Origin of the sequence: Streptomyces vilmorinianum (genome assembly GCF_005517195.1) — a bacterium.
Lineage (GTDB): Bacteria > Actinomycetota > Actinomycetes > Streptomycetales > Streptomycetaceae > Streptomyces > Streptomyces vilmorinianum.
On the sequence record NZ_CP040244.1, the window covers coordinates 1,759,509 to 1,777,754 of the forward strand.

The 18,246-nt window shown below is 72.3% G+C and carries 19 protein-coding genes; 7 read left to right on the forward strand and 12 right to left on the reverse strand.

What is annotated here, in order from left to right:
• Positions 1-23: 23 nt before the first annotated feature.
• The gene (ddaH, locus tag FDM97_RS08240; RefSeq protein WP_349775378.1) at positions 24-848 is read right to left on the reverse strand and encodes a dimethylargininase; all 825 of its coding nucleotides are present in this window, start codon (positions 846-848) and stop codon (positions 24-26) included.
• 146 nt (positions 849-994) lie between these two features.
• Here ddaH and FDM97_RS08245 point away from each other — a divergent pair, with 146 nt between their 5' ends.
• Positions 995-1,660, forward strand: a complete 666-nt coding sequence (locus tag FDM97_RS08245) for a TetR/AcrR family transcriptional regulator (protein WP_137989596.1) — start codon at positions 995-997, stop codon at positions 1,658-1,660.
• Between the two features lie 115 nt (positions 1,661-1,775).
• On the forward strand, positions 1,776-2,534 hold the full coding sequence (locus FDM97_RS08250; protein ID WP_137989597.1) for a bifunctional DNA primase/polymerase: 759 nt from the start codon (positions 1,776-1,778) through the stop codon (positions 2,532-2,534).
• Positions 2,535-2,566: 32 nt separating this feature from the next.
• Here the strand turns inward: FDM97_RS08250 and FDM97_RS08255 are convergent, their stop codons facing one another.
• The 7 genes from FDM97_RS08255 to FDM97_RS08285 all read right to left on the reverse strand — a co-directional run bounded on the left by FDM97_RS08255 (position 2,567) and on the right by FDM97_RS08285 (position 10,322).
• Positions 2,567-3,529 (reverse strand): SCO2278 family lipoprotein, encoded by a 963-nt coding sequence (locus FDM97_RS08255; protein ID WP_137989598.1) that lies wholly within the window; start codon positions 3,527-3,529, stop codon positions 2,567-2,569.
• Positions 3,432-4,412, reverse strand: a complete 981-nt coding sequence (efeU, locus tag FDM97_RS08260) for an iron uptake transporter permease EfeU (RefSeq protein ID WP_137989599.1) — start codon at positions 4,410-4,412, stop codon at positions 3,432-3,434. The genes FDM97_RS08255 and efeU overlap by 98 nt, the downstream gene beginning before the upstream one ends.
• Positions 4,413-4,439: 27 nt before the next feature.
• Positions 4,440-5,756 (reverse strand): iron uptake transporter deferrochelatase/peroxidase subunit, encoded by a 1,317-nt coding sequence (gene efeB, locus FDM97_RS08265; protein WP_254705533.1) that lies wholly within the window; start codon positions 5,754-5,756, stop codon positions 4,440-4,442.
• Positions 5,757-5,770: 14 nt separating this feature from the next.
• Positions 5,771-6,925 (reverse strand): iron uptake system protein EfeO, encoded by a 1,155-nt coding sequence (gene efeO / locus FDM97_RS08270; RefSeq protein WP_137989600.1) that lies wholly within the window; start codon positions 6,923-6,925, stop codon positions 5,771-5,773.
• Positions 6,926-7,090: 165 nt separating this feature from the next.
• Positions 7,091-7,954 (reverse strand): heme ABC transporter ATP-binding protein, encoded by an 864-nt coding sequence (locus FDM97_RS08275; RefSeq protein WP_137989601.1) that lies wholly within the window; start codon positions 7,952-7,954, stop codon positions 7,091-7,093.
• Positions 7,951-8,994 carry a FecCD family ABC transporter permease gene (locus tag FDM97_RS08280; RefSeq protein WP_137994724.1) on the reverse strand — a complete coding sequence of 348 codons (1,044 nt, stop codon included), beginning with the start codon at positions 8,992-8,994 and terminating at the stop codon, positions 7,951-7,953. The genes FDM97_RS08275 and FDM97_RS08280 overlap by 4 nt, the downstream gene beginning before the upstream one ends.
• A 359-nt stretch (positions 8,995-9,353) precedes the next feature.
• Positions 9,354-10,322: a heme/hemin ABC transporter substrate-binding protein gene (locus FDM97_RS08285; protein WP_137994725.1), complete on the reverse strand. Its 969-nt coding sequence runs from the start codon at positions 10,320-10,322 to the stop codon at positions 9,354-9,356.
• A gap of 142 nt (positions 10,323-10,464) precedes the next feature.
• On the opposite strand from FDM97_RS08285, the gene FDM97_RS08290 reads away from it, so the two are divergent.
• The 4 genes from FDM97_RS08290 to FDM97_RS08305 all read left to right on the forward strand — a co-directional run bounded on the left by FDM97_RS08290 (position 10,465) and on the right by FDM97_RS08305 (position 14,949).
• Positions 10,465-11,865, forward strand: coding sequence for an HtaA domain-containing protein (locus FDM97_RS08290; RefSeq protein ID WP_137989602.1), 1,401 nt, complete (start codon positions 10,465-10,467; stop codon positions 11,863-11,865).
• 33 nt (positions 11,866-11,898) lie between these two features.
• Complete coding sequence (locus tag FDM97_RS08295; RefSeq protein ID WP_137989603.1) at positions 11,899-13,434, forward strand: HtaA domain-containing protein; 1,536 nt, start codon at positions 11,899-11,901, stop codon at positions 13,432-13,434.
• A gap of 80 nt (positions 13,435-13,514) precedes the next feature.
• Positions 13,515-14,255, forward strand: a complete 741-nt coding sequence (locus FDM97_RS08300; RefSeq protein WP_137989604.1) for a hypothetical protein — start codon at positions 13,515-13,517, stop codon at positions 14,253-14,255.
• Positions 14,233-14,949, forward strand: a complete 717-nt coding sequence (locus FDM97_RS08305) for a PhzF family phenazine biosynthesis protein (RefSeq protein ID WP_137989605.1) — start codon at positions 14,233-14,235, stop codon at positions 14,947-14,949. Before FDM97_RS08300 ends, FDM97_RS08305 begins: the two co-directional genes overlap by 23 nt.
• On the opposite strand, the gene FDM97_RS08310 is transcribed toward FDM97_RS08305, so the two are convergent.
• Both FDM97_RS08310 and map read right to left on the reverse strand, forming a co-directional pair.
• Positions 14,939-15,589: a biliverdin-producing heme oxygenase gene (locus FDM97_RS08310; protein WP_137989606.1), complete on the reverse strand. Its 651-nt coding sequence runs from the start codon at positions 15,587-15,589 to the stop codon at positions 14,939-14,941. The genes FDM97_RS08305 and FDM97_RS08310 overlap by 11 nt on opposite strands.
• 115 nt (positions 15,590-15,704) lie before the next feature.
• Entirely contained in the window at positions 15,705-16,562 is an 858-nt protein-coding gene (map, locus tag FDM97_RS08315) for a type I methionyl aminopeptidase (RefSeq protein ID WP_137989607.1), read from the reverse strand.
• A gap of 58 nt (positions 16,563-16,620) precedes the next feature.
• On the opposite strand from map, the gene FDM97_RS08320 reads away from it, so the two are divergent.
• Positions 16,621-16,851, forward strand: coding sequence for a hypothetical protein (locus FDM97_RS08320; protein ID WP_137989608.1), 231 nt, complete (start codon positions 16,621-16,623; stop codon positions 16,849-16,851).
• Positions 16,852-16,861: 10 nt separating this feature from the next.
• Here the strand turns inward: FDM97_RS08320 and FDM97_RS08325 are convergent, their stop codons facing one another.
• Both FDM97_RS08325 and FDM97_RS08330 read right to left on the reverse strand, forming a co-directional pair.
• A complete protein-coding gene (locus FDM97_RS08325) occupies positions 16,862-17,557 on the reverse strand; it encodes an anti-sigma factor family protein (protein ID WP_137989609.1) in 696 nt (231 codons plus the stop codon).
• Positions 17,554-18,135: an RNA polymerase sigma factor gene (locus tag FDM97_RS08330; RefSeq protein ID WP_137989610.1), complete on the reverse strand. Its 582-nt coding sequence runs from the start codon at positions 18,133-18,135 to the stop codon at positions 17,554-17,556. Before FDM97_RS08330 ends, FDM97_RS08325 begins: the two co-directional genes overlap by 4 nt.
• Positions 18,136-18,246 lie beyond the last annotated feature (111 nt).

Genomic DNA, 18,246 nt, shown 5'->3' on the forward strand with positions numbered 1-18,246 from the left:
GGCAGGGGCCGCCCCGGGCGGTGTCAGGGGCGGAGCTCCTGGGTGCAGCACTTCACGCTGCCGCCGCCCTTGAGGAGTTCCGTCAGATCCATGCCCAGCGGCTCGAAGCCCCGGTCACGGAGGGGCGCGAACAGGCCCACCGCCGCCTGGGGGAGCAGGACATGACGGCCGTCGCTCACCGCGTTGAGGCCGAGCGCCGCCGCGTCGCGCTCCGTCGCGAGCAGGGCGTCGGGGAAGAGCCGGGCCAGGACGGCCCGGCTGCCGGGGGAGAAGGCGCCGGGGTAGTACATGACCTCGTCGCCCTCCGCGTCCAGGACGCACAGCGCCGTGTCCAGGTGGTAGTAGCGCGGGTCCACCAGTTCCAGGCCGATCACCGGGCGGCCGAAGAACTCCTGCGCCTCGTGGTGCGCGAGCGGGCTGGAGCGGAAGCCGCGGCCGGCCAGGATCCACGACGCGGTCACCGCGAAGTCGCCCTCGCCCTCGTTCACGTGCTCCGGTACCCGTACCTCCGCGTAACCGTTCCCGCGGAACCAGTCCAGATGCGCCGCCGCCTCGTCCGTACGCTCCGGATAGGCGAACCTCGCGCCGAGCACCCGGCCGTCCACCACGGTCGCGCCGTTCGCGGCGAAGACCATGTCCGGCAGGCCCGGATGCGGGTCCAGCAGCTCGACGGTGTGGCCGAGCGAGCGGTATCGGGCCTGCAGGTCCTCCCACTGGGCGAGGGCGAGCGGCAGGTCGACCGGTTTCGTGGGGTCCATCCAGGGGTTGATGGAGTACGTCACCTCGAAGTGCGTGGGTGGGCACATCAGATAACGGCGGGGCGAGGCCTCGCGCGGAGTCAGGCGCAATGAGGGCTCCTCACGGACGGAAGAACAGTCGTCGGACGGAGCCCATGGTCCGCCCTCCACCGCCTCCGCGCAGTGAACCGTTCGGGTGGTTCCACCGAACATCAGGAGGCGAGACGCCGCGTCTCGCCCACTGCTAGATTGGACCCATGCCCGCACCCAAGGCCCCCGCGCCCAAGGCCGCCGCCTCCAAGAGCCCCGCACCCAAGACCCCCGACGCCTCCCGCCGCAGCGAACGCTCCCGCCGCGCCATCTACGACGCCGCCCTCGCCCTCGTCGCCGAGGCCGGCTACGCGAAGACGACCATCGAGGGCATCGCCGCCCGCGCCGGCGTCGGCAAGCAGACCATCTACCGCTGGTGGCCCTCCAAGGCCGCCGTCCTCCTCGACGCCTTCCTCGACCTCGCCGACCGGGCCAATGAGGCGCTCGGCGGCGACGCCGAGAGTGAGATCCCCGACACCGGCGACCTCGCCGCCGACCTGAAGTACGTCCTGCGCGCCACCGTCGACGAGCTGAACGATCCGACGTACGACGGCCCCTCCCGCGCCCTCGCCGCCGAGGGCATCGTCAACCCCGAGCTCGGCGCCCAGTTCGTGGAGCGGCTCCTGGAACCCCAGCTCCAGCACTACGTACGCCGGATCGAGGCCGCCCAGGCCGCCGGGGACATCGACCCCGCCGTCGACCCCCGCATCGCCCTCGAACTCCTCGTCGGCCCCCTGAACCACCGCTGGCTGCTGCGCACCAAGCCGCTGACCCACGCCTACGCCGACACCCTCGTCGACTACGCGCTGCGCGGACTCACGTCCAGGGCGTGACCCCGTCACGTACCCCGGTTGGGGACTCCGGTCACCTGGAGCGCGGGAAGATGCGACCATGGGCAGAGCCGAACGGGCGAGCGCAGGTGTGACGAGCGCAGGTGTGAGGGGATAGATGGGCGACGGTATCGGCCGCTACCGCGGCACGGGGAGCAAACTCGGGCAATGGCTGCGCAGGCGTCCCAAGCGCACCGCCGCCGACGACGACAACCGCCGCGAGAAGCTGCTCCTGGCCATCGCCGACGCCGGACTTCCCCTGGCCCCCGCCGCGTACCCCGTCGGCTACCGCTGTTCCTGTGAACGCATCGGCTGTCCCACCCCCGCCCGGCACCCCGTCTCGTTCGCCTGGCAGACCCAGTCGACCACCGACCGTCCCCAGATCGAGCGCTGGGCGCGCAACGAGCCCGAGGCGAACTTCGTCACCGCCACCGGCATGGTCCACGACGTCCTCGACGTCCCCCTGGACGCCGGCCGCGCCGCGCTCGAGCGGCTGCTCGACCAGGGCGTCGACGTCGGACCGGTCGCCGAGTCCGCGGAGAGCGCGGGCGACGGCGGCCGGATGCTCTTCTTCACGGCGACGCGCGGCACCCCCGAGGACGAGGACGAGTGGTGGCCCTGCGAGCTGGACTGCCATCCGGAGACCATGGACGAGCACCCGGGGCTGCGCTGGCACTGCCGCGGCAGCTATGTGCTTGTACCGCCGGCCCGGCTCATCGGTGACGAGGACGAGCATCCGGAGGTCACCTGGGTCCGCGGACCCGAGCACGCCCTGCCCGACCCGCTGAACCTGCTCGAGACCCTCACCGACGCCTGCGCACGGCACGCCGCCGAGCGGGAGGAGCGGCAGGACGAGCACGAGATCGCCTGGCGCTGAGTGCCACCCACCGGGGGCCCGTGACGAAGGTGCTACGAGCCCTTCGCCGCCGTCACACCCTGGAGCCGGCCCGCGATCGTGACCCCGTCCCGTTCCGCACCCGCCGGCTTCACGAGCACCACCTGGCTCGACACCCACTCCTTCGTGACGGTGCTCTTCACCTCGCCCGTCATCAAGGCCTTCACATCGGCACTGACCTTCGGCCGGTAGCCCTGCGCCGCGGTCTGCTGCTCGAAGTAGCGCGTCGCGAAGAAGACCATCGCCCCGCCGTCCTCGGTCGCCAGTGCCAGCGGCGCGAAGTCTCCGGCGTCGGTGACCTGGTCGACGTACTGCGTCGCCAGACCCACCCGCTTGCCGTTCTTCCGCCGCTCCTCCCGCCACACGGTGGTGTGCGTTCCCGCCGCGAACTGGCCCTGCTCGCCGCCCCCGAGGAAGGCGACGTACCGCGAGCCCAGGTCCTTGGGGGCGACCGCGAGCTCCGCGGAGTCCGCGGGGACCGGCACCGCGTGCTCGCCGTCCGTCTTGAACACGGGGATCTCGTCCGGCGTCAGGATCGCCAGATACGCGACCTCCCACAGCTGGTCCGAGCCGCCGCGCACGAAGACCAGGAACCAGCGGTTGTCGGCGCTGCCCTGGTCGGTGTCCCGGTTGGAGTCGGTGTCCGCGACGAACCAGCGCGGCCACCCCGCCTTCTTGGGCAGGATGAACTTCGCGTCCGTCAGCTCCAGCGGCCGGTGATCCGGGTTCCCGCCCGGACTGGTGATCGAACGGGACTTCAGCCCCGCCTGGTTGATCGCCCCGAGCGGGCCCGTGACCCGGGCCGCGTCGAGAGCCGGGTCATGCGCCTTGTCCGCCTTGTTGTACGCGTCGGTGAAGTCCTTGAGGGCCTGCTCGGCCTCAGCCTTCGTCGCCGCCGGCAGCAGCTCCCGCTCGCCGTGCACCGTCACGCAGCCGCTCGCCGTCAGCGCCAGCACGGTCGCCGCCGTCGTCGCCACGAGTCCTCTCGACGGTCGCGTCGACGGTCGCCTCAGCCTTCTCATCGGTCGCCTTCTGCTCCTCCACCGGCACGGACGGACCTGACCCTACCGGGGCCAGGAACAGCGCGAGCGTCGGGATCAGATAGAGCGCCCACACCGTGACCTGAAGAACCGTCGGATCGGGCTGGAAGTTGAAGACGCCCTTCAGGAGCGTCCCGTACCAGCTGTCCGGCGGGATCGTCGCCGAGACGTCGAAGGCCTTGTTCGCGAGCCCGTCGAGGAAGCGCGCCTCCTGCAGGTCGTGCACGCCGTACGCGAGGACACCCGCCGCCACCACGACCAGCATGCCGCCGGTCCAGGTGAAGAACCTCGCCAGATCGATCCGGAGCGCGCCCCGGTAGAACAGCCAGCCCAGCAGCACCGCCGTCGCGATACCGAGCAGCACACCGATCAGCGGCGCGGACGTACCGTCCGAGGAGGCCCGCACCGACGCCCAGACGAACAGCGCGGTCTCCAGGCCCTCGCGGCCCACCGCCAGGAAGGCGGTGGCGACCAACGCGCTCGTGCCCACCTGGAGGGCCGCGTCCAGCCTGCCGTGCAGCTCCGCCTTCAGATGGCGGGCCGTACGCCGCATCCAGAAGACCATCCAGGTGACCAGGACCACCGCGAGGATGGAGAGCGAACCGCCGAGCAGCTCCTGCGCTTCGAAGGTCAGCTCCTGCGAGCCGAACTCGAGCCCGGCGCCGAAGGCCAGCGCGAGACCGACCGCCACCCCGATGCCCAGCCAGATCGGCTTCAGGGCGTCGCGGCGCTTCGTCTTCACCAGATACGCGACGAGGATGCAGACGACCAGACTGGCCTCCAGGCCCTCGCGCAGGCCGATCAGATAGTTGCCGAACACGGCTTCCCCTCCTCTGTCTCCACGGGGCTACGCGAACAGCGCCCGGCCCCACCAGTCGTCCGTGTCGCGGACGCCCGGCGGGACGGCGAAGACGGCCGAACCCACGTGCTGGATGTACTCGTTGAGGACGTCCGCGCGGGCCAGCGAGGTCTGCACCGGGATGAAGCCGGTACGGACGTCCCGCTGGTACGCGAGGAAGAACAGGCCCGCGTCCAGACGGCCGAGGCCGTCGGTCCCGTCCGTGAAGGAGTAGCCGCGGCGCAGGATCGTGGCCCCGTTGTTGGAGTCCGGGTGCGCGAGACGGACGTGCGCCTCCGGCTTCATGGCCTTCAGGAACGGCTCGTCGTGCTCCTTGGCCTTGCCGACCGGCGCGCCCTCGCGCTTGTCGCGGCCGAAGATGTCCTCCTGCTCCTGGAGCGAGGTGCGGTCCCAGGTCTCGATGTTCATCCGGATCCGGCGGGCGACGAGGTACGAGCCGCCCGCCATCCACGCGGAGCCGTCCTTCCCGGCGGCCCACACGTGCTTGTCGAGCGCGGCGGTGTCGGTGCCGGCGATGTTCCGGGTGCCGTCCTTGAAGCCCATCATGTTGCGCGGGGTCTGCGCCTCGGGCGTCGTCGACGACGTCTTGCCGAAGCCCAGCTGCGACCAGCGGACGGCGACCTTGCCGAAGCCGATCCTGGCGAGGTTGCGGATGGCGTGCACCGCGACCTGCGGGTCGTCCGCGCAGGCCTGGACGCACAGGTCGCCGCCGCTGCGGGCCGGGTCCAGGTTGTCGCCGGGGAACTTGGGCAGTTCCACCAGGGCGCCCGGCCGGCGGTCCTTCAGCCCGAAGCGCCCGTCGAAGAGGGAGGGCCCGAAGCCGATGGTGAGGGTGAGCCGGGACGGCTTGAGGCCGAGGGCCTCGCCGGTGTCGTCCGGCGGGGCCTCCGGAAGGCCGCCGTAGGCACCCTCGCCGACCTCGTGACCGGCCGTCATGCGCTCGGCGGCGCGGGTCCAGTCCTTCAGGAGCTGGACGAGCTCGGCACGGTCCTTCGTCTTCACGTCGAAGGCGGCGAAGTGCAGCCGGTCCTGGACGGCGGTGGCGATGCCGGCCTGGTGGGGGCCGTGGAAGGGGACGGCCGAGCCGCTGTCGGCGACGGGCGCGGTGGTGTCCCCGGTACGGGCCAGGGCGACGGCGCCGCCGGCCGCGGCGGCACCGAGCGCGAGCCCGGCGCCTCCCCAGCCGAGAACGGTGCGCCGCGAGGTCGCGGTGGTCGCAGAGGCCGCGGAGTTCGGGGTGATTGCGGAGTTCGCGGTGGTCGCGGTGGTCTCGTTCGTGTCGTTCGTGTCGTTCGCTTCGGACATGGTGGGATCCCCTGCTACTTCACGACCGCGGCGGCGAGCTTGGAGAGCGGCTCGGCCAGCGCGTTGACGCCGTCCGACAGCTCCTTGCGCTGCTCCTTGCCGACCTTGTCGTACGAGGTGAAGACGTAGCCGGTCTTGTCCGTGCGGTACTTGTCGAGGAGCGTGTTCAGCGCCGCGAACTGCTTGTCGAGCTCGGCGACGAGCTTCGGGTCGTTCTTCGAGGCGACCGGCTTGAGCAGCTCGAAGGACTTCTGGGCGCCCTCGACGTTCGCCTTGAAGTCGACCAGGTCGGTGTGGGAGTAACGCTCCTCCTCGCCCGTGACCTTGCCGGTGGCGACCTCGTCCAGGAGCTCCTTGGCGCCGTTGGCCATCGAGGTCGGGGTGATGTCGGCCTTGCCGACGCGCTTCACCCAGTCCGCGAGGTCCTTGTCGAGGGTGTCGGCGAGCTTCTTCTCGGCGTCGCCGATCTTCTTGTCCTGCCACAGCGCCTTCTCCAGGCGGTGCCAGCCGGTCCAGTCCTTCGCCGGGTCCTGGCCCTCCTCCAGGCCGTCCTCGCGGACGTCGACCTTCGGGTCGATGTCGCCGAAGGACTCGGCGACCGGCTCGGTGCGCTCCCAGCCGATACGGGAGTCGGCGTACGCCTTCTTCGCGGCCTCGATGTCACCGGCGCGCACGGCGTCGGTGAAGACCTTCACCTTCGGCAGGGTCTGGTCCGCCTGCGCCTGCACGTACTGGCGGTAGGCGGCGACGGCGGCGTCCATCTCGGGGGAGCGCTCGGCGGCCGCGGCCCCACCGGTGACGGTGACCTTCTGGCGGATGCCGTCGCCCTTCATGCCGGGCTTGCAGGCGATCTCGTACGCACCGGCCTTGACCTCGGCGGTGATGGTGGCCTTGGTGCCGGGGCCGATGTTCTCGCGCTCGGTCACGATCCGGTCGTCCGGGTACAGGATGTAGACCTCGGTGACCTTCGTCCCCCGGTTCTCGACGGCGAGCTTCACGTGCCCGGCGGGGAACTCCTTCTTCGAGACCTCGCACGAGTCGTCCTTGGCGACGACCTGGACGGCGCCGTCGCCGCCCTTGGCGTCGCTCTTCTCGGCGCAGCCGGTGACGGCGGTCAGAGCCGCCGCGGTGGCGGCGGCGGTGGCGACGGAGAGGCGGACGGCTCGCATAGGGGCTCCAGGAAAGGGCGGGGCGGACTGAGGCGGACCTAACTTAACTGAGCCTTACCTGGGTCATACCCGCCCGTTCAGTGATTCGGCTCTCACGTTCCGCGCGGGGGACACAGGGGGATCACAGGGACTTCATGACCCACCCATGGGGAGGTCAACGACAGGTCAAGTGGGGGGAATTGTCCGCTTCGCCCTTCGGGGTACGACGAGGGGCGCGCCGGTCCGGGGATGCGGAAGGACCTCCACCGGCTGCCGGTACACCCGGCTCAGCAGCTCCTCGTCGAAGACCTCGACCGGCGGCCCGTCGGCGGCGATCCGGCCGCCGTGCAGCACCCCGACACGGTCCGCGTGCGCGGCGGCGAGACCGAGGTCGTGCAGCACGACCACGACCGCGACACCGGCGGCCGCACGCTCACGGCAGACGCGCAGCACCAGTTCCTGGTGGCGCAGATCGAGCGCCGCGGTCGGCTCGTCGAGCAGGAGCAGCGGGGTGCGCTGGGCGAGTACGCGGGCCAGGGCGACGCGGGCGCGCTCGCCGCCGGAGAGGGCGGAGAAGGGGCGGGCGGCGAACTCCTCCACCTCGGTGGCGGCCATCGCCTCGGCGACGGCGGCCTCGTCCTCGTCCTCGCTCCCGGTCCCGGCCCATGGCGCCCGGCCCATCCGGACGACCTCGGCGACGGGGAAGGGGAAGGCGAGCGCGGCGGACTGCGGCAGGACGGCCCGGCGCAGGGCGAGTTCGGGCGCGGACCAGCCGGCGGCGGGCCGGCCGCAGATCCGCACCTCGCCCCCGGTGGGTGCGAGATCGGCGGCGAGCGCGCCCAGCAGGGTCGACTTCCCGGCCCCGTTGGGCCCGACCAGGGCCAGCACCTCACCGGCCCGTACACCGATGTCCACCCCGCCGAGCACCTCCCGCCCACCGAGCCCGACATGCAGCTCCCGCGCCTCGGCGACGACCTCCCCGGCGGGCACGGGCGCGGGGCGCTCGCGCGTACGCCGGCCCAGAAGACCGCGGAACAGAACGGAGCTCATGCCCAACCACCTTGCCTACGACGGGTCCTGCGCAGCAGCCAGAAGAAGAAGGGACTGCCGAAGAGGGCGGTCAGGACGCCCAGGGGGAGTTCGGCCGGGGCCGCGACCGTGCGGGCCGCCAGGTCGCCGGCCGCGAGGACCACCGCGCCGCCGAGCGCGCTGCCCGGGACCAGGAAGCGGTGGCCCGGCCCGTTCACCATCCGCAGCAGATGCGGGACCAGCAGGCCGACGAAGGTGATGATCCCCGCCACCGCGACCGCGGCGGCCGTGAGCAGCGCCACGACCAGGATCAGGACGATCCGCAGCCGCTCGACGTCGACACCCAGGTGCCGGGCGGGCCGCTCGCCGAGCGCGAGGAGGTCCAGCTTGCGGGCGTGGAACGGGGCGACGGCCAGCCCGGCCAGAGCGCAGGGCAGGACGGCGAGGACCTTGGGCCAGGTGGCCTGGGCGAGCGAACCGAGCTGCCAGAACGTGATCTGGGTGATCTGCGCGTTGTCCGCGAAGAAGATGAACAGCCCGATGAGCGCCCCCGCGAACGCGTTCACCGCGATACCGGTGAGGATCAGCGTCACCACCTCCGTACGGCCGCCCGCACGGGACATCGCGTACACGAGGAGCACGGTCGCGAGCCCGGCGGCGAACGCGCAGACGGTCACCGTCCAGTTGCCGAGGAAGCTGAGGCCGAGGGCGATCGCCCCGACCGCGCCCACGGCCGCGCCGGCCGAGATGCCGATCACGCCGGGCTCGGCGAGCGGATTGCCGAACACGCCCTGCATCAGGGCGCCCGCGCAGCCGAGCGAGGCGCCGACGAGGATCGCGAGGACGACCCGGGGCAGCCGGATGTTCCACAGGACGCTCTCGGCGGAGCGTTCCAGGGCGTGGCCGCCGAGGCCGAGGCGGTGCTGGACGGAGGCGAGCACGTCCCCGAGCGGGATCTCGTACGCCCCGATCCCGGCGGACAGCAGCGCGAGGAGCAGCAGGGCGGCGAGGAGTACGAGGGTGAGGGTGGCGGCTGTGCCGCGCCGCCTGCGGCCTTGGATGGCGGCCCTGGCCCCGGCCCCGTCTTCGGCGCCCCGGCCCGGGAGCTCCGGTGCGGACTCTTCCCCGGCGCCCCGGCCCGGAGCCTGCGGTGCGGACTCGTCCCCGGCGCCCCGGCTCGGGAGCTCCGGTGCGGACTCGTCCCCGGCGCCCCGGCTCGGAGCCTGCGGTGCGGACGTGTCCCCGACCGCCCGCTCCGATGTGGATGTGTCCCCGGCGCCCCGGCTCGGAGGCCGCAGCGTGGGCGCGTTGTCCGCCCGGTCCGACGTGGGCCCCGAGGGGGAGTCCGGTGCGCCCGTCACGGAGTCCGTGGCGTCGGACAGCGACGCCCCACCCGGCGTCATCGAGTCGTCGACCGCCGTCACTTCGACGCCCCGTACAGCTGCGTCACCAGGGAGCGCAGCACCTCGTCGGTCCGCGGGCCGTAGTTGAGGAGCACGCCGTCCTCGACGGAGACGACCCGGCGATCCATCCCGGCCGGCGTCTCGGCCACGCCGGGGATCTTCACCAGGCCGTCGACGCCGCCGACCGACGCGAGGCCCTTGCTCATGACGAGGATCGCGTCGGGCGCGGCGGCGGCCAGGGCCTCGCTGGTGATCGGGGTGAAGTCCTTCTTCAGGCCGGACTCCTTGCCCGCGTCGACCGCTCCGGCCGCCTCCAGGAGGGAGCTCGCCCCGGACTCCGCCCCGCCGAGCAGGTAGACGGCCGCCGATCCGCGGACGTAGAGGAAGGCCACGCGCGGCTTGTCCCCGTGCGCGGGAATCGTCTTCCGCACGGCGGCGATCCGGTCCTGCGTGCGCTGCTTCAGCGCGCTGCCCGACTTCGGTACGCCGAGCGCCGCCGCGACCTTCTCGATCCGGGTGGAGACGTCCGCGAGCTGCTTCGCGGGCGCCACGACGACCAGCGGGACGCCCGCGTCGCGGATCTGCTCGATCGCCTCGGCCGGCCCGGTGGAGGTGTCGGCGAGGACGACGGTCGGCCGCAGAGAGAGCACGCTCTCGGCGGAGACGTCGTGCGCGCGGGTCACCACGGGGAGTTTCGCGGCCTGTTCGAAGGTGGCGGTGATGTCGCGGGCGACGACCCGCTCGCCCAGGCCGAGGGTGAAGACGATCTCGTTGAGGGAGCCGGTCAGCGGGACGATCCGCTCGGTGGAGGTGACGGTCACCTTGCGGCCGTCGGCCGAGTCGACGGTGCCGGGCAGTCGGGGCTCCGGGGCATCGGCGAGGGGCTCGACGCGGTCGGGGGCGGCCTGCGCCGTGGGCGCCTTCCGGGGCGGGGTGCTTCCGTCGCCGCAGCCGGTCGCCACGAGGGCGAGGGCGAGTGCCGGCATCAGCACGCCCGCGAGGCGAGATCTCTGCACGGGGAAGCACCGTCCTGTTCGTTCTGGGCAGCAGTCTGTCGTTTCGGCTCTGGATACCTTAGGTTAGCCTTACCTCACTTGCTAGCCCGCGTTGGCCCTCGGAGGGGTTTTCATGCTGCTGTCCAGACCGGCCCGGGCGCTCGCCGTCACGCTCTTCGCGGCGCTCCTCGGGCCCCTGCTCCCGGCCGCCGCCGCCCAGGCCGCGGACCGTACCGTGCAGGGTGGCAGACTCGACTGGGGAATAAAATCCTCCTTCCAGAGCTATGTCACGGGCCCCATCGCACACGGCAGTTGGAACCTCACCGGAGGCGCCGCCACCGTCGGCGGCAGCCAGTTCCGCTTCCACTCCGCCCAGGGCTCCTACGACCCCGCGAGCGGCGCCTTCGAGGCCGGCTTCACGGGCGGGGTGCACTTCCTCGGCCACCGCAGGACCGACGGCACCCACGAACTGGATCTGACGATCAGCCGGCCCCGCGTACGGATCGAGGGCGGACGCGGCACGCTGTACGCCGACATGGCGAGCAAGGCCAAGGAGACGGGGACGGTCACGACCTCCGCCCAGGTCCCGCTCGCCTCGCTCGACCTGTCCGGCATCGACATGCGCGGCGGCGGCAGCCCGATCTCGCTCACCCACGTGCCCGCGACCCTGACCTCGCGGGGCGCGCAGGCCTTCGCCGGCTACTACACCGCCGGGACGCCGCTCGACCCGATCAGCCTCACCGTCGACGTCAAGGCGCCGGCCGCCGCGCCGACGGCCACCAAGTCCCCCGAACCGTCGGCGAGTTCACCGGCCGCCTCCGGAACCTTCCGGGACGCCGCCGTCGACTGGGGCGTGCGCCGCACCTTCCGCGAGTACGTCACCGGCTCCGTCGCCCAGGGCAAGTGGACCCTGTCGGGCGGCGCCCAGGACGGCGGCGCGCTCTTCCGCTTCCCGCAGGGGAAGGGCACGTACGACCCGAGGAAGCAGACCCTCGCCGCCACCTTCGCGGGCACCGTCCGCTTCACCGGTACCCACATCGACCTCGCGCTCGGCGCGGTCGCGGTCGAGGTGACCGGCGGCAAGGGCACGCTCAGCGCCGATGTCACCAGTGGCGGCACGACCGAGAAAGCCGTGCCCCTGATCACCTTCGCCGCCGGGGACTTCGCGCCAAGGAACGGCCTCGCCGCACTGACCGAGGCGCCCGCGACCCTCACGGAGGGCGGCGCCAAGGCGTTCGGCGGGATGTACAAGGCCGGGACGGAGATGGACCCCGTCTCTCTGGCCGTCGCCGTCGACGCGAAGGCCCAGCTGCCCGCGCTGCCGGACCTGGGCAGCGACGCCAAGCCCTCGCCCTCGGCCACGGCTTCGGCCTCCGCTTCGGCTTCCGCTTCGGGGGCCGCCGCGAAGACGGCCGCCGCGGGCGATTCGCCCGGCACGGTCACGTACCTCGCCATCGGCGCGGGCGTGCTTCTGGCCGCCGCGATCGCCGTGTTCGCCGCCGTACGCCGTCGCCGTACCTCTCCCTCCCACTGACCCCGATCCGCCTCGCCCAGGAGACCACCCACCATGGCCACACCCACCCGCCGCCCCTTCACCCTCGCCGCGGCCGTCGCCACCGCGGCGGCCCTCGGGGCGAGCGTCTTCGCCCTGCCCGCCCTCGCGGCGGACGGCGCCCCCGTCATCGAGCTGAAGGAAGGGACGCTGGACTGGGGCTTCAAGGAGTCCTTCCGCAGGTACCTCGCCTCGCCGATGGCCCAGGGGAGGACCACGGTCGAGGGAGGCGCGAAGCAGGCGGCCGACAACGGCGTCTTCACCTTCGTGGACGGCACCGGTACGTACGACACCGGGACGCACGCCACCGCCAACGCCTTCAAGGGCGGCGTCCACTTCGAGGCCCACGGCGGTGTCCTCGACATCACGCTCTCCGACGTGAAGCTGACCACCAAGGGCGCCTCCGCGCCGACCGGCGAGATCACCGCCGACGTGGTCACCAGGGGCGACGACGGAAAGTTCGTCACCCGCGACGACATCGCCATCGCCGCCCTCGACATGACCGGGGTGCGACCGGGCCAGGGCGCGGGCGGCGCGATGGTCTTCAAGGACATACCGGCGAAGCTGACCAAGGGCGGGGCGGAGGCCTTCGCGGGCTTCTACAAGGAGGGCGACGCGCTCGACCCCGCGACGCTGACGGTGAAGCCGGGCGGCACCACCACCCCCACGCCGACCCCGACCCCCACGCCGACGAAGACCCCCACTCCCACCCCGACCCCCACCCCGACCCCCACGCCGACTCCGACGAGGACCACGGCGCCTCCGACCACCGCCCCCACCACGCAGCCCACCGCCCAGCCGACCACGGGCACCCCGTCCGTGGTGAACGGCAAGCTCACCTGGGGCGTCAAGGAGTCCTGGCGCACGTACGTCGTGGACACCTGCGGAGGCACGGCGACGGCGACCGGCGGCGCGACGAGGAACGGCTCGGTGTACGACTTCGCCTTCGGCTCGGGCCGGCTCGACGCGAACACCCGCAAGGCCGACGCGGCCTTCGACGGCACCCTCCGCTTCGAGTGCGCCGCGCACGGCATCGACTGGAGCGTCGGTGACGTGAAGGTGAAGGCCGACGGCTCGGCCGGCACGCTCGTCGCCGACGTCACCACCGCCAAGGGCACGAAGAACGACGTGACCTTCGCCGACCTCGACCTCTCGAAGGCCGACTACACGGCGAAGAACGGTGTCGTCACCCTCGCGAACATCCCGGCCACGCTGACGAAGGACGGCGCGGCCCAGTTCGCGGGCCCGAACGGCGAGGCCTTCTACCGGCCGGGCACCGCCATCGACCCGGTGACCGTGGCCCTCTCCGTGGACGAGGACGCCACGCTGCCGACCACGACCGGCGGGACGACGACTGGTGGGACGAGCGGTGGCAGCTCGACCACGGGCGGATCGTCCACCACCACCGGCGGCACGGTCGGCGGCTCCGGCTCCCTCGCCGCCACCGGCGCGGGCGTACCGACCGGCACCCTGCTCGGCGCGGCCGGCGCCACGGCCCTCGCGGGCGCGGCCGTCGTCCTCGCCGTCCGGCGCCGCTCGACGGAGTCCTGAGACAGCCACCCCCCACAGGCAGGGCCGCACCCCGGAAACGGCGGTGCGGCCCTGCCGCTTGCCCGGCCGGCGTGCGGACCATGCGCCCGCGCCGAGAAGACCTCCCCGGCCCCGTCGCCCTGCGCGCCGACGGCCCGCTCGAACCGCCGCCGCTGCGCACGGAGATGACGGACAGCCGCCGGATGCGGCTCCGCCAGGGCGACCGGCCGGTCCTGCTCGCGCGGGTCGACGAGGACCGCGGCGGGGTACGGCTCCACCACCGTGCCGGGTACCGCTCGCCGCTGCCGCCGATACGCGCGGACGAGTCCCGGCGGGGGCCGGACCGGCCCCGCCGGTACGCCGGTTGGCTGGAGGCCGCCGACGAAGGCGCGCTGCACGCGGGGCGTTGGGTGCTGAGCCGCAGGGAGATGTTCCCGCCGTACGTCTGGCGCGGCGACTTCCTGACGGCGTGGCCGGACGGACAGCTGGACCGGAACGACAGCTGGAACGGCGTCACCCCGACGGCCACGACCGCGCGCCGGCCGCGCTCGCCGAGGGGCAGGACCCGCGCACGACCGTGCCGGCCCGCGCGGAGGACGGGCAGTCGCCGGCAGAGACGACCGCCTCGGTCAACCGCGTACTTCGAGGGGATGCCGGAACGCGGCTTTGCCGGGCCCGACCCCGAACGGCAGCGTGCCGACGTGGCGGAGCGGTACGGCTGGACCGTCGTGGACCTCCCGTACGACGAAGCTCGCACGTTCGCCTGGCCGATTCCGGGTGGGGCCGACGAGTGGGACCGGTGGATGCTTGAATTCCGCCATGAACACGACCGTGACGAGTAGAGCCACCGACATCGACGTCCTGCGGGTCTTCTGCGCGGGCGACGGCCGGTACGGCAACGCCCTCGGCGTCGTACGCGACGGGCGCACGCATCCCGACGAGGCGTCCCGGCAGGCTCTCGCCAAGGAACTCGGCTTCAGTGAGACCGTGTTCGTGGACGACCCGGAGCGCGGGGACGTCGACATCTTCACGCCCGGTGTGCGGCTGCCGTTCGCCGGTCATCCGCTGGTCGGCGCGGCCTGGCTCCTCGACCTGGAGGTCATCTGCCCGCAGGCCGGCGAGGTCTGGGTGCGCGGGGACGGCGAGTTCACCTGGATCGAGGCCCGCGCCGAGTGGGCCCCGCCGTGGCCCCTGTGCCGGTACGACTCGGTTGCCGAGGTCGACGCGCTGGACGTGCCCGAGCCCGGCGTGGGGGTCCCCCCAGGACGAAGTCCTAGGGGGAGGATCTACGCCTGGGCCTGGGAGGACGAGGCGGCCGGCCGGATCCGGGCGCGGGCGTTCCCGGGACGCGGGGACGGTATCGACGAGGACGAGGCGACGGGCGCGGCTGCCCTGCTGCTCACCGCCGAGCTGGGCCGGGCCCTGAACATCACGCAGGGCCGGGGCTCGCAGATCCTGACGGCCCCCGGCCCCGACGGCGTGATCGAGCTGGGCGGACGGGTCCGCCTTGAGCGGACCCTGACGCTCACGCGCTGAGCGGGAACTCGCCGCCCAGCTCCCTGAACACCGCGCCGTTGAAGTCGAAGGCGCGCTTGCACTCGTCGATGATCCGCTGCTTCTCCAGGTCGTCGGCGTCGACCCCGTCGAGCAGCTCCCGGTACGCCCGCTTGAACGCGGCCGGGTTCGCGATCTCCTCGAAGACGTAGAAGCGGACGCCGTCGCCCTTGCGCGCGAAGCCCCAGGTGCGCTCGGCCTTGTCGCGGATGATCTGGCCGCCCGACAGGTCGCCGAGGTAGCGGGTGTAGTGGTGCGCCACATAGCCGGCCGGCCACTCGCGCGCGCACTCCGCCACGCGCGCGGCGTACGCGGCCGTGGCGGGCAGCGGGGAGAGCCCGGCGCGCCACTCCGGACCGCGGAGGTGGGCGAGGTCCTGCTCCAGGGCGGTGGTGCGGAACAGCTCCGGCTGTATGAAGGGCCCGGCGACCGGGTCGCTCTTCAGGGCCTCCGCGCCCTCCTCCAGGGCGCGGTACACGAACCAGAGCTGCTCCGTGTACCGCGTGTAGGCGTCCACGGCCAGCCGCCCGCCGAGGAGGTCGCTCATGAAGGTCGACGTCTCGGCCTCGGTGTGCTGCTCGTGCGAGGCGGTGCGGATGAGCGTCGAGAAAGGCGTGTCCAAGGCGTGCCTCCGGGACCGAGGGGGACGGGAACCTGCTGAGATCCTGCTACTTAGGCTTACCTAAGTCAACTGGTTCCCGACGACCTGTCGGTAAAGACGCTACCCCGGTCGGGGCTCAGGGCAACGTGAGAATGTCGGCCCCGGTGTCCGTCACGACGAGCGTGTGCTCGAACTGCGCCGTCCGCTTGCGGTCCTTGGTCACGACCGTCCAGCCGTCGTCCCACATGTCGTACTCGTGCGTGCCCAGCGTCAGCATCGGCTCGATGGTGAACGTCATGCCGGGCTGGATCACGGTCGTGGCGTGCGGGGAGTCGTAGTGCGGAATGATCAGGCCGGAGTGGAACGAGGAGTTGATGCCGTGCCCGGTGAAGTCGCGTACGACGCCGTAGCCGAAGCGCTTGGCGTACGACTCGATGACCCGGCCGATGATGTTGATCTGACGGCCCGGCTTGACCGCCTTGATCGCCCGGTTGAGAGATTCGCGGGTGCGCTCCACCAGGAGACGGGACTCCTCGTCGACGTCCCCGCACAGGTAGGTGGCGTTGTTGTCGCCGTGGACCCCGTTGATGTACGCCGTGACGTCCAGGTTCACGATGTCGCCGTCCTTGAGGACGGTGGAGTCGGGGATGCCGTGGCAGATGACCTCGTTGACCGAGGAGCAGAGCGACTTCGGGAAGCCGCGGTAGCCGAGGGTGGAGGGGTACGCGCCGTGGTCGCACATGAACTCGTGCGCGACCCGGTCCAGCTCGTCCGTGGTGACACCCGGGGCGATGTGCTTGGCGGCCTCCTCCATCGCCTGCGCGGCGATGCGGCCGGCGATCCGCATCCGCTCGATGGTGTCGGAGTCCTGCACCTCGGGCCCGGTGTACGGGGTGGGGGCGGGCTTCCCGACGTACTCGGGACGACGGATGGCTCCCGGAACGGAGCGGTGGGGAGAGAGCTCCCCCGGTACGAGCAGCGACTGGCCAGACATGTCAGCGAGTCTAACGACCGCGTCTGGGGCAGCATGGCGACAGAGGAAGGAGCCGACGATGGCCCTGTTCAAGAAGCGCACGGTGGGCAAACCCGGCGAGTGGTACTACTGCCTGCAGCACAAGAAGGTCGAGGAGGGCCCGGAGTGCCCGGCCAAGGACCGCTTCGGCCCGTACGCCACCCGGGAGGAGGCGTCCCACGCGATGCAGACGGCGGAGGAACGCAACCTGGAGTGGGAGACCGACCCGAAGTGGCACGACACCCCGAAGCTGGACGAGCCGCCGGACTAGGGGCTTGTCGCTAGCCCTTCGGGGGCGGGAAGTGCGCGGTGGCGAGGACGGAACCGTCCGCGGCCAGCAGCTGGGCGCCGGTCACGGTCGTGGGGTCCACGCCGGTGACCGGCGCACCCCAGTGGCCGTACCCGTCATCGAGCGTGAACGAGCCCACTCCGATGGTGCTGCCGTCGGCGCGTTCGAGGCGGCAGCGGACCGTGGCGTCGCCGCCCCCTTCGAGGTCGACGGACATGTAGACCCAGCCCGGCGAACCGGAGTGGGTGAAGATCCGGCCCACCTCGTGGCCGCCCGAGACGAGGGCGGCCTCCAGCAGCGTCCCCTGCTCCTGGACCTGTGAGGTGGGGGCGGGGCCGGCGTCGACAGCCGTGCCGACCGCCCAGCCGGCGAAGCCGAACGCGAGGGCCGCGGCGGCCGCCGCGGCGGCGAGCCGGAGCCGCCGGCGTCGCGACGGTCGAGGACCCGGCTCCGGACGGGACGGGGCCAGCCGCTTCGTGACGCGGGTCTCGAAGCCGACCGGCGGCTCCGTGCCGGGCAGCAGACCGAGCAGGCCGTCACCGACGAGCGTGAGCTGCTCGACGTGTTCCCGGCAGCCAGGGCAGCGGTCCAGATGGGCGACCGCCCGGGCCCGCTCCTGGGCAGGGAGGATCCCCAACGCCAGCTCGGCGCCGAGCTCCCGCAGCCGCTCGCAGGTCATGTCGCTCATGGCCGGACCGTCCCCTCGGCGCTCAGGGTCGTCCGCAGCTTGCCCATCGCGGTCCTGATCCGCGTCTTCGCCGTGCCCAGCGGAATGTGCTCGAAGTCGGCGATCTGCTGGGCGGTCATCCCGTAGATCCCCGCCATCACCAGCGCGCGGGCCTGTTCCCGTGGCAGCGCCGCCACCGCGGTCCGTATCCGGTCGGCGGTCTCGTCGGCCAGTGCCCGCTGCTCGGGGGTGTCGGTCACGATGTCGAGCAGCGTGTCGAGGTCCTCGGGCGCGACCGGACTGGCTCGCCGCGCGCGCACCGCGTCGATCGCGAGGTTGTGCGCGATGGTCGTCAGCCAGGTCTTCACGGAGCCGCGGCGGGAGTCGTAGACCTGCGCATGCCGCCACGCCCGCTCGAAGGTCTGCTGTGCGATGTCCTCGGCGAGCTGGGGATCGCCGACGACGGCGATGGCGACGCCGAAGACGGTGCGCTGGAAGCGGCGCACGAACGCCACGGAGATCTCCGGATCGCCCGTCGTCAGGCCGGAGAGCAGCGCCTCGTCCGGTGCGCGTCCGAGAGGGAGGCCCATGCGCTGCATACCAGTGGATACGGTCCGGCTCCCCGAAGGGATTGCCCCGGACCGACGGGAGGTCACGTCCTCATTCTCCTCCTCCGCGTCCGGGCGATCCTTCGGCAATCCCTCGGCGGG